This window comes from Rhodocista pekingensis (genome assembly GCF_042665545.1).
Classification (GTDB): Bacteria; Pseudomonadota; Alphaproteobacteria; order Azospirillales; family Azospirillaceae; genus Rhodocista; species Rhodocista pekingensis.
In genome coordinates this window covers 38,141-50,191 of record NZ_JBHTCM010000008.1, presented here as the reverse complement: position 1 = coordinate 50,191, position 12,051 = coordinate 38,141, and the positions used below count along the sequence as shown (strand labels likewise).

At 67.6% G+C, this 12,051-nt stretch carries 12 protein-coding genes; 3 read left to right on the top strand and 9 right to left on the bottom strand.

What is annotated here, in order from left to right; all coding sequences use genetic code 11:
* Nucleotides 1–11: 11 nt before the first annotated feature.
* The 3 genes from ACFQPS_RS07300 to dapA form a co-directional block, all read right to left on the bottom strand.
* On the bottom strand, nt 12–419 hold the full coding sequence (locus ACFQPS_RS07300; RefSeq protein ID WP_377357748.1) for a DUF1036 domain-containing protein: 408 nt from the start codon (nt 417–419) through the stop codon (nt 12–14).
* A 122-nt stretch (nt 420–541) separates the two neighbouring features.
* A complete protein-coding gene (gene smpB / locus ACFQPS_RS07295; protein WP_377357747.1) occupies nt 542–1,018 on the bottom strand; it encodes an SsrA-binding protein SmpB in 477 nt (158 codons plus the stop codon).
* Nucleotides 1,019–1,043: 25 nt separating this feature from the next.
* The gene (gene dapA, locus ACFQPS_RS07290; protein WP_377357745.1) at nt 1,044–1,919 is read right to left on the bottom strand and encodes a 4-hydroxy-tetrahydrodipicolinate synthase; all 876 of its coding nucleotides are present in this window, start codon (nt 1,917–1,919) and stop codon (nt 1,044–1,046) included.
* A gap of 51 nt (nt 1,920–1,970) precedes the next feature.
* Between dapA and ACFQPS_RS07285 the strand changes: the two genes are divergently transcribed.
* Nucleotides 1,971–3,962 carry a lytic transglycosylase domain-containing protein gene (locus ACFQPS_RS07285; protein WP_377357744.1) on the top strand — a complete coding sequence of 664 codons (1,992 nt, stop codon included), beginning with the start codon at nt 1,971–1,973 and terminating at the stop codon, nt 3,960–3,962.
* A gap of 303 nt (nt 3,963–4,265) precedes the next feature.
* Entirely contained in the window at nt 4,266–4,496 is a 231-nt protein-coding gene (locus ACFQPS_RS07280; protein WP_377357741.1) for a hypothetical protein, read from the top strand.
* A 19-nt stretch (nt 4,497–4,515) separates the two neighbouring features.
* Here the strand turns inward: ACFQPS_RS07280 and ACFQPS_RS07275 are convergent, their stop codons facing one another.
* The 3 genes from ACFQPS_RS07275 to ACFQPS_RS07265 form a co-directional block, all read right to left on the bottom strand.
* Nucleotides 4,516–5,016: a DUF2934 domain-containing protein gene (locus tag ACFQPS_RS07275; RefSeq protein WP_377357740.1), complete on the bottom strand. Its 501-nt coding sequence runs from the start codon at nt 5,014–5,016 to the stop codon at nt 4,516–4,518.
* Between the two features lie 123 nt (nt 5,017–5,139).
* Complete coding sequence (locus ACFQPS_RS07270; protein ID WP_377357739.1) at nt 5,140–5,886, bottom strand: DUF6065 family protein; 747 nt, start codon at nt 5,884–5,886, stop codon at nt 5,140–5,142.
* A gap of 104 nt (nt 5,887–5,990) precedes the next feature.
* The gene (locus ACFQPS_RS07265) at nt 5,991–6,908 is read right to left on the bottom strand and encodes a DMT family transporter (RefSeq protein ID WP_377357738.1); all 918 of its coding nucleotides are present in this window, start codon (nt 6,906–6,908) and stop codon (nt 5,991–5,993) included.
* 348 nt (nt 6,909–7,256) lie between these two features.
* On the opposite strand from ACFQPS_RS07265, the gene ACFQPS_RS07260 reads away from it, so the two are divergent.
* Nucleotides 7,257–7,964 (top strand): helix-turn-helix domain-containing protein, encoded by a 708-nt coding sequence (locus ACFQPS_RS07260; protein ID WP_377357737.1) that lies wholly within the window; start codon nt 7,257–7,259, stop codon nt 7,962–7,964.
* 37 nt (nt 7,965–8,001) lie between these two features.
* On the opposite strand, the gene ACFQPS_RS07255 is transcribed toward ACFQPS_RS07260, so the two are convergent.
* The 3 genes from ACFQPS_RS07255 to ACFQPS_RS07245 all read right to left on the bottom strand — a co-directional run bounded on the left by ACFQPS_RS07255 (nt 8,002) and on the right by ACFQPS_RS07245 (nt 11,885).
* Nucleotides 8,002–9,306, bottom strand: a complete 1,305-nt coding sequence (locus tag ACFQPS_RS07255) for an APC family permease (protein ID WP_377357735.1) — start codon at nt 9,304–9,306, stop codon at nt 8,002–8,004.
* A 57-nt stretch (nt 9,307–9,363) separates the two neighbouring features.
* Nucleotides 9,364–10,218, bottom strand: a complete 855-nt coding sequence (locus ACFQPS_RS07250) for an SAM-dependent methyltransferase (RefSeq protein WP_377357734.1) — start codon at nt 10,216–10,218, stop codon at nt 9,364–9,366.
* Between the two features lie 272 nt (nt 10,219–10,490).
* Nucleotides 10,491–11,885 (bottom strand): hypothetical protein, encoded by a 1,395-nt coding sequence (locus ACFQPS_RS07245; protein WP_377357732.1) that lies wholly within the window; start codon nt 11,883–11,885, stop codon nt 10,491–10,493.
* Nucleotides 11,886–12,051: the final 166 nt, after the last annotated feature.

The window sequence follows — 12,051 nt, the reverse complement described above, 5'->3', positions numbered from 1 at the left end:
GCCGACCGGGATCAGTCCGTCAGGTTGTGGGTCATGGAGCTGGCGCCGTCGGTGGACAGCAGGAAGAAGCCGGCGGTGCGGTGGCCCCGTGCCTCGCAGTCGGTGTCGCCGCCGATCTCGAAATCCTTGTCGTCAATGCAGAACGGGAAATCGCCGCCCCAGCCGGTGCCCGGCTCCTCCGGCTCGGCGCGGAGATAGTATTCCAGCAGCTTGAGATCGGTATCGAGGAGGGCGCGGCATTCGCCGGGGGCGATGTGCCACCAGCCGCGGGAGCGCCAGCCGTCCCCCTCCTCCACGCCCAGCGCCACCTTGACCGGCTCCGATACCCGGTTGCACACCGTCAGCCGCGCCTCGGCGGCCGACGCCGAGGCCACGACCGCCACGGCGACCGCCGCTGCCTTCAGGCCGGCAGTCCACATGCCCGTGGTCTTCCGAATCGCCTTCCGCATGCTCCATCCCCGCGGAATACCTCCTCCGAGGATAGACAAAGGCCGGGGACCAGGGAAGCTCCGCACCGTCGCGGAGCCGCCCTGCGCAGATGTCAACCCTTCGCCCGCATCAGGCGGGCCTTGTCCCGCTGCCAGTCGCGTTCCTTCTCGGTCTCGCGCTTGTCGCCCTTCTTCTTGCCCTTAGCGATGCCGAGTTCGACCTTCGCCAGCCCACGGTCGTTGAAGTAGATCGACAGGGGCACCAGCGTCATGCCTTCGCGCTGGATGGAGGTGAGCAGGCGCGCGAGCTGGCGGCTGCGCACCAGCAGCTTGCGCGGCCGCCGCACCTCGTGCTGGAAGAAACGGCCCGCGAGCTGATACTCGGGGATGTAGGCGTTGAACAGGAACAGTTCGCCGTTCTGCTCGCCGGCATAGGATTCGTTGATGCTGCCGCGGCCGCCACGGAGGCTCTTCACCTCGGTCCCGGCCAGCACGATTCCTGCCTCCAGCGTGTCCTCGATGAAGTAGTCGAACCGTGCCCGTCGGTTCTGCGCGGCGATCCTGCCGGGCGCGGAATCTGCACGAGCCATGGACTTGGAGCCTTTTCTTAAGGTATCAGGTCAACAATCCGGTCTTCACCAGGGCTGCCCGCACGGTATCGCGGGTGGCCTGGGTCGGGGGCACCATGGGCAGCCGCATGTCCTCGGCACACTTGCCGAGCAGGCTGGCCGCATACTTCACCGGACCAGGGCTGGTTTCGACGAAGAGGGCATGATGCAGCGGCATCAGCAGGTCTCGGACCCGCGCCATTTCAGCAAGATCACCCCGCATCCAGGCGTCCTGCATCCGGGCGCAGAGGCCGGGTGCGACGTTCGCCGTGACGGAGATGCAGCCGACGCCGCCCTGCGCCAGGAAGGCGGTGGCGGTGGCATCCTCGCCGGAAAGCTGGCAGAAATCGGGGCCGATCTCGATGCGTGTCCGCAGCGGCCGCACCAGATCGCCGGTCGCGTCCTTGACGCCGACGATGTTCGGCAGCTTCGCCAGCCGCGCCATGGTCGCCACACTCATGTCCACGACGCTGCGGCCGGGAATGTTGTAGATGACGATGGGCAGATCGACGGCATCGTGGATGGCCTTGTAATGCGCGTACAGACCTTCCTGCGTGGGCTTGTTGTAGTAGGGCGTCACGACCAGCGCCGCCGTCGCCCCGGCCTGCTTGGCGAAGCGCGTCAGGCTGATCGCCTCTTCCGTGGAGTTGGAGCCGGTGCCGGCGATGACCGGAACGCGCCCGCGCGAAACCTCGACACAGAGTTTGATGACCCGGTGATGCTCTTCGTGCGACAGCGTCGTGGACTCGCCGGTGGTGCCCACGGGAACCAGTCCGTGGGTGCCTTCCGCGATCTGCCATTCGACGAAATCCTGGAAGGCGCGCTCGTCGATACCGCCGTTCCTGAACGGCGTGATCAGAGCGACGATCGACCCCCTGAACATCCTGATCTCCCTGGGCCCTCGGAATTGAAGCGCGGCACCTTACAAGCCCCCATGGGGCGAAACAAGCACGGCCTGCGGGCCGCCCTGGCGGTTCTGGCACTCGCGGCCGGCCTTGCCTGCCCCCCTCTCTCGCCCGCCCGGGCCGAGCTGACCTCGGCCGACGTGCAGACCTACCGGCAGGCCTTCAAGGCCGCCGAGCAGGGCCGCTTTGCGGAGGCGCGGCAGATCGCCAACCGGGCGCGGGAAGACCTTCCCGCCAAGGTCATCCGCTGGCTGGACCTGACCCAGCCGACGACGGACGCCGATTTCCGCACCCTTGCCGACTTCCTGGAGAAGAACCCGGACTGGCCGAACCAGGCCGCGCTGAAGCGCAACGCCGAAGGCCGGATGCAGGGGCTCTCCGATAAGGAGGTGCTGGCGTGGTTCCGGAAGAACCCGCCGCTGACGACAGCCGGCTTCCTGCGCCATGTCGATGCGCTGCTGGCCGCAGGCGACAGCGCCACCGCCACCCGGCTGGTGCGCGAGCGGTACGTGCAGGGCACCTTCGGCGCGGTGGATGAGCGCGACTACCGCAAGCGCTTCACCAGCATCCTGCGGCCCCAGGACCACTGGGCCCGGCTGGACCGGCTGCTCTGGGACGAGGACGAAGCCGGCGCCCAGCGGGTGATGCCGCTGGTGGATAAGGGGCGGCAGAACCTGGCGCTGGCCCGCCTCGCCCTCGCCGGCATGTCGGCCGGCGTCGACGGCGCGATCCGGCGGATTCCCAGCAATCTGGTGGACGATCCCGGCCTTGCCTACGAACGGCTGCGCTGGCGCCGGCGCAAGGACATGGATGCGGGAGCGCTGGAGGTCCTGGCGAAGCCGCCGAAAGAGCTGGGCCGGCCGGAGGCATGGTGGACCGAGCGCCACATCATGGCCCGCCGCCTGATCGAGAAGGGTCAGTACCAGCGCGCCTACCAGCTTGCCGTGGCGCACGGCACGACGGAGGGGCTGCCCTTCGCCCAGGCCGAGTTCCTGGCCGGCTGGCTGGCCCTGCGCTTCCTGAAGAAGCCGGACGTGGCGCTCAGGCATTTCGAGACGCTGTACCGGGGCGTCGGCACGCCGATCAGCAAGTCGCGCGGCGCCTACTGGGCCGGGCGTGCGGCGCAGGCCCTGGGCGACAAGGACCGGGCGAAGACATGGTTCCAGATCGCCGCGGCGCACGGCACCACCTTCTACGGTCTGCTGGCCGCGGACGAGCTGGGCCTGCCGCCTGCCGGTGCCATACCCAGGGCGCCGGAGATCACCGCGGAACAGCGCAGCGCGTTCGAGAAGCGGGAACTGGTGCGCGTCGCCCGCATGATGGCCCGCATCCAGGGAACCGATGGCTCCCTGACCGAGCTGTTCCTGCGCCGGATGGCCATCGTGGCCAAGAGCGACGCCGACTACCGCCTGACTGCCCGGCTGGCGGATGAGCTGGGGCGCCCCGATCTGGCCGTCACCGCCGCACGCCAGGGACTCCAGGACGGCTGGGCCGTGGTGGACGGGGGATATCCGCTGCTGGATCAGAAGCTGACATCCCGGCCCGAACCGGCCCTGGTCCATGCCATCGTGCGCCAGGAGAGTACCTTCAACTCCGACGCCGTCAGCCCGGCCGGGGCCCGCGGCCTGATGCAGATGATGCCGGCCACGGCGCAGCATCTGGCGAAGCAGCTCGGCGTGAAGCACACGCACGAGAAGCTGACCGCGGACCCGGACTACAATGTCCGCCTGGGCAGCACCTACATGCTGGGGCTGCTGGAGCGCTTCGGCGGCTCCTACGTGCTGGCCATTGCCGCCTACAATGCGGGCCAGGGCCGTGTGGCCGGCTGGCTGCGGGATATGGGCGACCCGCGCAGCGGAAGCGTGGACGTGGTGGACTGGATCGAGACGATCCCGATCTATGAGACCCGCAACTATGTGCAACGGGTCATGGAGAACCTGCATGTCTACCGGACCCGGCTGGGCGCGCCGGCCCTTTCCCTGACGGACGACCTGAAACGGGGCAGCGCCGGGGCCGGATGACGGGGGGGATCACACCGCACGGCCGCCTGTAATCCTGGCGGATTAGTCCGGTCGGACTAGCCCTTTCGAAATTTCCATGACCGTTGCGGTCAATATTGAAGCTTTCTACATTGAGCCTCAGCCGATCGAATGACTCAGAATGACTTAATTCAGATGCACAGAACGGCCGCACCGCCCCCTTTACCACTCCTTAACTGGCGGCGCGCGTAGATGGAGCGTGTCCTGGAGGCGGGATTATCTCCCACCCCGTTCAACCGCACCGACACTTTCCTCCGGCAACCCTTCATCCAAGGAACGTCTTCCATGCGCGGTATTGCGATCGAGTCCGAGGTTCGCCACTCCTGCCGTGTCCATGCCCGCCTTCTGGATGCGTTCATCGACCTGACGCGGGAGGAACTGGGCCGGCACACCCCCGGCTTCGTCGAGGAGAGTCTGCGGGAACTGCTGGAGACGCTGCGGACCGAGCGTAAGCTCTACGGGTCGCTCGGGGCGATCACGCCGGTAGCGCACCGCCCCATCGAGAACGCTGCCTGAGAGGACGCCCGGCCGACCTTCAGGCCTCGGACTTGCGGCTGCGCGACGTGCGGCGGGTACCGGTGGCGGTACCCGCCATTTCGCTGCCCGGGGACGGGGGGCTGTCGCCCGACACCGGCCTGTCGTTCCCCTCGGCCGGCCGCATGGCACCGGCGGCCTCGCCGCTCCCGCCGCGGGGCCGGCCCGCGCGCCGGAAGGCCGGAGCGGCTCCCCCCTCCGCCGCACCCGGCTCCGGGGCAGTGTCCGGGGGCATCGACACCGGATCGGCCGTCCGGCTTCCCCTGCTGCGGCGGCGGGGGGTTCCTGCCGGAGACGGGGCCGCATCCGTCGGGGCGGCTTCGCGGCCCTCACCCGGTTCCGGCACAGGCTCCAGGGGGGTTCCGGGCGTGGTGGAGTCCGCCTCGGCAAGAACCTCCTCCCGGGCACGCGACCAGTGCTCCTCCTGCCGGCCGTGGGGCCGGCCCTCGCGCTCCCATATCTCGTAGGCCCGCCGGCTGATACGCTTCTCCAGATCGTCCATCGCCCTCTCCCTGCGGAATGACTGACCGACTAACGGACCCGCCAGCGGCGGGTTCCCGGGGCCGGTGCCGCGAAGACCGCGGAATCCCTTGGCGTGCGCGGCGGTCGGAGCCGCCCCGGATGCCTACGGGCGGTTCGCCGGCGCCCCCGGGAACGGCCGCAGCACCAGCTTCGTCCGATGATCCGCGACGCCGGGCGCCCCGTCGGGCCGGCGCCCCCGGAAATAGGCCTTCTGCCAGGCCTCTGCCTGGGCACGCGATCCTTCCACCGGCAGTTCCTGGAGGAAGCTGGTGCGTCCTTCGACCCAGGCGCGGTGCTGCGCGGCGACCTCTGGATCGCTCTCCAGCGGACGCACCTCTGGCTCCGTCGCCTCCACGAGATCGCGGTTCAGGGGGAAGAAGAAGCAGATCGGCTCCCCCTTCTCGAACCGTACCGTCCAGTCCGGCCGGGTGAACTTCCAGTTCATGGTGAAGCTGTAGGGTGACCAGTCCGTCTCGATCACGCCCGACAGGGCCTGGATCGCGTCCTTCGGCCGGTTTACCGGCCCGCCCACCCAGAGATTGACCCCCGGCTCCGTGCGCAGCAGGCAATGGATGTGGAAGGTCAGAACCCCGACCCCGAAATGGCTCAGCGGCAGGGCATGGGCCGGTGCGTCGGACTCGATCCGGATCGCCTCCTTGCCGTCGCCGCCCGACCAGGTCGCGCTGAAGGCCGCCGGGGAGAGCACCTCCCAGCCATGGGTATTGGCGATGTTGAGCGGCAGGCAGCGGTAGGCGAAGCGGTCGGCCGTCGCATCCATCCAGTCCCGCGCCAACGGGGCGGGGCGGATGTCCGGGACGAAACCCGAGGTCGGATAGCAGATCAGTTTCACGGGCTCGCTTCCGGAGGATCGCTTCCACTGGTCGGTCTGCGCCGCACAGGCCGCCCGGGTCGGGCAGCCTGACGGGTCACCATAGCGCAGAACGGAAGCGCGCGTCAGCGGCTGCCCTGTCGCGCCAGCACGATCCCGGCCAGGATGACGATACCGCCCGCCACCTGGAGACCGCCGATCGCCTCGCCCAGCAGCACCGCCGCGAAGATCGCCGCCAGGAGGGGTTGCAGCAGCAGCGATACGGAGGTGAAGGCCACCGGCAGGTGCGCCATGGAATAGGCGATCAGGCTCTGCCCCCCGGCATGGCTGATCACGGCAAGGCCGAGCAGCACCAGCCAGCCGGTCGCCGTATGGGGCACCAGCACCGGCTCCGTGGCGAGCGCCAGCAGCAGCAGCGACATGGCGCCGGCGACGGCACTCCAGACCATGATGGTGGCAGTGGAGAAGCGCATGCGCAGCCTCTCGACCGTGATCAGGTAGCCGGCCAGGAACATGGCCGTCACCATGCCCAGCCCGTCGCCGACGACATGGTCGGGACCGATCTGCACACTCGCCCCGATCAGCAGGCCGGCACCGGCCAGCGCACCCGCAAGGCCGAGCAGGAAACGCGGGCTGAACCGGCGACGGAAGAACAGCCAGCCGACGAGCGTCACGAAGACCGGCGCCGAATTGGCGAACAACGTGGCGTTCGCCACCGTCGTGTGCGTCAGCGACCAGTGCCAGAAGGCGAGATCGCCGGCAAAGAACAAGCCTGCCGCGAACAGACCCGCCCAGTCGCGCAGGCTCCGGGGGCTTCCAGCCCCGCCGTTCCGCTTGATCTCGGCCACGCGCCACAACCCCAGAAGAGGAAGCGCCAGCGTCACACGCCAGAAGGCACTTGCGATGGGACCGATTTCGCTCAGTCTGAAGAAGATGGGGGAAAGAGCGATGGCCGCCGTGCCCAGAGCCAGCAGCATGAGGGCACGGCTCTCCGCCCGGGCGAGCGGCGCTCCGCCGACGTCCCCTTCACCGACGCGCATCATGGTTCGTTCCGACACGATTGATCCTACCCTTGCCGCGCAACAGCAGTTCGAATTTCCCGCAACGAACGTTCATGCCGACGTCTTCCCCTGACCAAGGGTATCTGATGGTGAATGTCGTTCCAGAAGGTTACTCTTGGCAATTGTCTGGCATCCTGTCCAATCCCGTATTACACTGCACACACCTCAGTATGCGAATTCGGTCTGGAAGCCTTGCATTTCGTTGACGCAAGCCCTTGCTTCAACGGTTGTCTCCGGGAACCGCAATGCATACTCTAATAAAGAATGGTCCGCGGCGGCGCCGTGCCGCGCGTGGCACACCGCGCCAGTGATGGGCTTTGGAGAAGGTCTATGCCCAGAAGAACCAAGAATGCCGCCGTCGCCGCCCTGGAAAACGTGATCGAAAGCCATGTCGCCAGCCGTATCCGGCTGCGTCGTGGCCTGCTGGGAATGAGCCAGTCCGATCTGGCCCGAACTCTAGGGATCACCTTCCAGCAGGTCCAGAAGTACGAGCGAGGCTCGAACAGAGTTTCCGTTGGCAAGCTGTACAGACTTGCCGAAATTCTTGATGTTCCGCTGACCTTCTTCTTCGACGGCCTGGATCTGCCGGACCTGAAGAAGCCGCCGCAGACGACGACCGGGTTCGCGGAACAGCAGTCCCCTATCCTGTCTCGCCGGGAACTGGACCTTCTCCGGGCCTGGAAGAACTCGCCCCCGGAAGTCTCCGATGCGGTGGCATCGCTCCTGCGGGCGATCGCTCCCTATGTGGACGAGGACGCCGCGGACGCGGAGCGGCCGACCGACGATGCCCTGCCCGCCCCCCTCGCCTCCGACGACGGGGATGAGGGAGAGGACGGGGACGTGGGAGAGGACGAGGGGGATGAGGACGGGGACGACGCCCCCGCTCTGTCGCTATCGCCGCGCCCGCGCGGACGCAAGCCGGCCCCGGTGGTGACGGAGGATGCCGACAAGGGCGGCCGCCGCCGTCGGCGCAATGCCGTCTGGGACCCCTCGGACATCGAGAAGGCCAGCCGCGGAGCATCTTCCCGCCGCCGCTGAGGCGGGGGCGTCCGACAGGATCGGATGCGGCCGGCGGTCAGGCCGGCGGCCGTACCGCCCGTGCGCCTTCCACCGGCCGCCGTGCCCAGACCAGCGCCGGCAGGCCTGCCGCCAGTGCCAGGATACCGAACAGCGCTCCGATGCCGGTGTAGGCCAGGCTGGCGTGCAGCATGAACAGGCAGGCCAGACAGAAGGCGATCGGCGTCAGCGGGTAGAACGGTACCCGGAACGCCGCCGGCAACCGCATCGCCCGGAAGCGGAACAGGGCCAGCCCCGTCATCAGCAGGAACAGCCAGAACACCGGTGCGGTGAATTCCACCATGGCGGCGAAGCTGTCGCGCGCCGGGGTGCCCAGGACGATCAGCAGCAGTGCCACCACCCCCTGCACCAGCAGCGCCCCGCCGGGCGTGTCACGCTGCCCGTCCCAGCGCCCCAGGAAGCCGAACCGCGGATAGTCCCGCCCCAGGGCATAGGAGGCGCGCGCGCCGGTGAAGATGGTGGCGTTCACGGTGCTGAGCGTCGCCAGCGCGACCAGCAGGCCGACCACCTGCCCCGCCCGTCCGCCCAGTGTCTCCCCGGCGAGGTCGATGGCGACGGTCGAGGCCCCTGCCAGCCGGTCGAGCCCGAGCACGGAGACATAGGCGAGGTTGATCGTCAGATAGAGCGCCGCCACGGCCCCGATGCCGATGACCAGCACGCGCACCATGCCCCGGCGCACGTCGCGCAGTTCGCCCGCCAGATAGGCGGCCTCGTTCCAGCCGCCATAGGTCAGCAGCACGAAGATCATCGCCATGCCGGCCACCGTCGTGCCCGCGGAGGACACGCCGGGTTCCGGCGGCGTCCCGCCGTACAGCAGGGCCGAGGCCGCGAGCACCGCCGTTCCCAGCACCAGCGTGCCGGTCAGCACGGTCTGCGTCCGCGCCCCGGTCGGGGCGCCGCGCAGATTGACGGCTGTCAGCAGGGTGACGGCCGTGGCGGCATAGATCGAGGCGCCGAACGGCCCCAGTGGCGCCAGTTCCTGGGCGTAGTCCCCGAAGACGAAGGCGACCGCCGCGATGGCGCCGGTCTGGATCACCGCCAGCCGGCCCCAGGCGAACAGGAAACCGACCGTACCGCCCCAGGCGCGGGTCAGGATGCTGTACTCGCCGCCGGCATCGGTCTGTGTCGTCGCCAGTTCCGCGTAGCAGAGGGTACCGATGAAGGAGACCAGCGCCCCTGCCCCCCAGAGCAGCAGGAAATCGGTGGTGCTGCCCGAACTGGCCGCCACCATGGCCGGGGCTTTGAAGATGCCGACGCCGACGACAGTGCCGACGCCGACGACAGTGCCGACGAGCAGAGCCACGCCGTCGGTCACCGAGAGCCGGCGCGCGGGCGCCGGCCCCTTCCCTGTCGCCACGCCTCAGCCGCCCGTGCGCTCGGCGGTCCAGGTGCCGCCGCCCTCCACCGTGCCGCTCATCCGGTCGCCCTCGACCGTGCCGGTGTAGGTGCGGGCCTGCCCGTCCTCCATCGCCAGGGTGAAGCGGATGTCCTTGCCCTCCAGGCGACCGCCGGTGAGCCGGGCCATGCCGGAGTCGGCCCGCACGGCCCCGTCGAACTGCTGATAGGTCTGGTCCAGCGTCAGGCGCGCGCCGCCGCCCTCGGAGCGCAGGTCCCAGGTGCCGCTGACCTTGGCCGGCACCACCCAGCGGAAGAGGCGCTTGCCCTCCACCGTCCGCGTCTCGTCGGGCGTCCAGTCGCCCATGTCGAAGGCATGGGAGACGATCCGGGTGCCGGGCGCGAGGGTATCGAGCACGACCGGCCGCAGGCGCAGATTGACCTGCGGCAGCAGGTACATGGTCAGTACCGTCGCGTCGGAGATGTCGGTCTTGAACAGGTCCTGGCGGACGAACTTCACCTTGTCGGTGACGCCGGCCCGTTCGGCATTGGCATTGCCCTCGGCGATACGCTCGGGGTTCAGATCCACGCCCATCCCGGGCGTGCCGAACTTCTGCGCCGCGGTGACGACGATCCGGCCGTCGCCGGAGCCGAGGTCGATCAGATAGTCGCCGGAGCCGACCTGCGCCATCTCCAGCATGGCATCCACCACCGGCTGCGGCGTCGGCACGTAGGGTACGTCGTACTGGCCGACGGCGGGCCGCAGCGGCAGCACGACCATGGAAGCGGCGACAGCGGCCGCCAGCAGGGCGGCGGACAGGGGCCGACCGAGGGTCGGGCGGAGGGCCGGCAAGGCGGCCCGGCGGGACTGGATCGGCATCTGGCTCCCTCTTCGGCGCCGTTCCGGCGGAGAGCTGCGGCGTCGCGCCGTCACCTCCGTCCGGCGGGCGATGCCCGCGGACCCGGTGAGGAAACAGACGACACCGCGGACCGGCACGCGCCCGCCCGCGACCGGAAGGGGAGCACCCCGCCACCAGAGGGGGTAAGCCACCCGATGACCGGCATGGTCCCTTCCTTCCGGCGAACGGCTGCCCTGTCAGGCAGCACGACATCAAGGCGGCCCGACCTTCGTCGACCGTCATACCGCAGAGGTCACAGCCCGAATGCCACCGGAGACGCCTTCTGAGCGGATAGCCTCGCCTTCAGAAGAGAGTGCCCTATGACTGCAAACAGAACCATGTTCAGCCATGCCAGCGGGTGGAGATAGCGCACCACTGTCATTGTGCCGAGAAAGGGACCGCAGGCCACGAGCCCGAATCCAACGATCACAAGAAATCCGACCTCCGGACGCGAACAGGTCGGCACGAAGGGAATGCACAGAAACGCAACGCACGGCATCAAAGGCAGCAAAATATACCAGTTGACCGGAAAACCATGCCATGACCGGACAGGACTCGGCTCGACAGAACGGGCAACATCAACAGCAAAAACCGAACGAAGATCAGACGCTAAATTCTCTGTGATCGGGTTCTCACCCTGATCCCATCGCAATGATGCGCGTATCTGCCCCGGGTCCAGGTATCGGGATACTGTATGAAACCCCAGCCGGAACACTGCGACCGGATCATTCAACGCTGCCCGGAACGCCACCTCCCTGGCCAGTCGGTTGGCATCGTAGGGATTTCCGATAACCTGCTCGAAGCAATACGAAATTCCGGTCGGAGACCAGCGCTGTGCCTCGCGGTTGCCCGGATCGGAAAGGTCGATCGCCACCGCCGATAGAATCTGCTCGGCCAGAAACGCATCCGGGAACGCATCGGCCCGTATCAGGGGCGCCCACCCGGCAACAGCAAACAGTCCATCCGCATGTTGATAGCCCGGGGGACCATCCCGCAGGGCTCCATAAACATGTCGATAGACCCCATGGGTCACCGCGGTCAGCGCCAGCAGCAACACGACATGCAGGGCAACCCTGGCGAACCGGGCAGAGTTCGGATTCCGGAAAGGTCCAAAAGACGTTCCAGGAAATCTGGCAACAGAAAGAACCGGCAGAATGAACGCCAATGACCAGACCAGGGGAACCGTATTGAGGCGTAGCGAAACCAGTCCGATTCCCGCACCGACAAAAGACAGAAGCGGGAGAAGAGCCGGCTTCCGCAGATACCAGAGGGCGGAAACAACCAGGATAGCGAGCATGAGTCCGGCGAATGTTTCCGCCATGACATAGCGTTCGTAGGCGAGCTGCAAAGGTTCCAGACTGACGACCAGGGCGACCACCGTAGCGGTCCCCATGCTGGCCCCGGCAGCGATCCGGGCAGCCAGACCGGCAAGGATCGCCGCACCTGCCGAAACAAGGACCTGGACTGCCAGAAAGGTGGTCAGTCCATCCTGGGGGCCCGAGAAGATGCGGATCAGGTACCCGTACAGGAACGACCGGTCTGACGGAATCCAACCCGTCATGGCCGTGTGAATATAGCTGGCCGAATCGCCCATGAAGAAACGAGGCGTCGAATCCAGAAAAAACACGAAATACTTCAGAACAAGCACGCTGCCGATCAGATAAAGACAGCCTTGAAGCTCACTCGTGGCGCAAGCGTTCCCCTTAATGCCCATGAATGCCCCCCGGCAAGCCACAAGCATTCCCTGAACACTAAATTACGCCATTCCCAACACCAAAACCAGAGGCCCAACAACAAAACCAGAGGATTGAGGA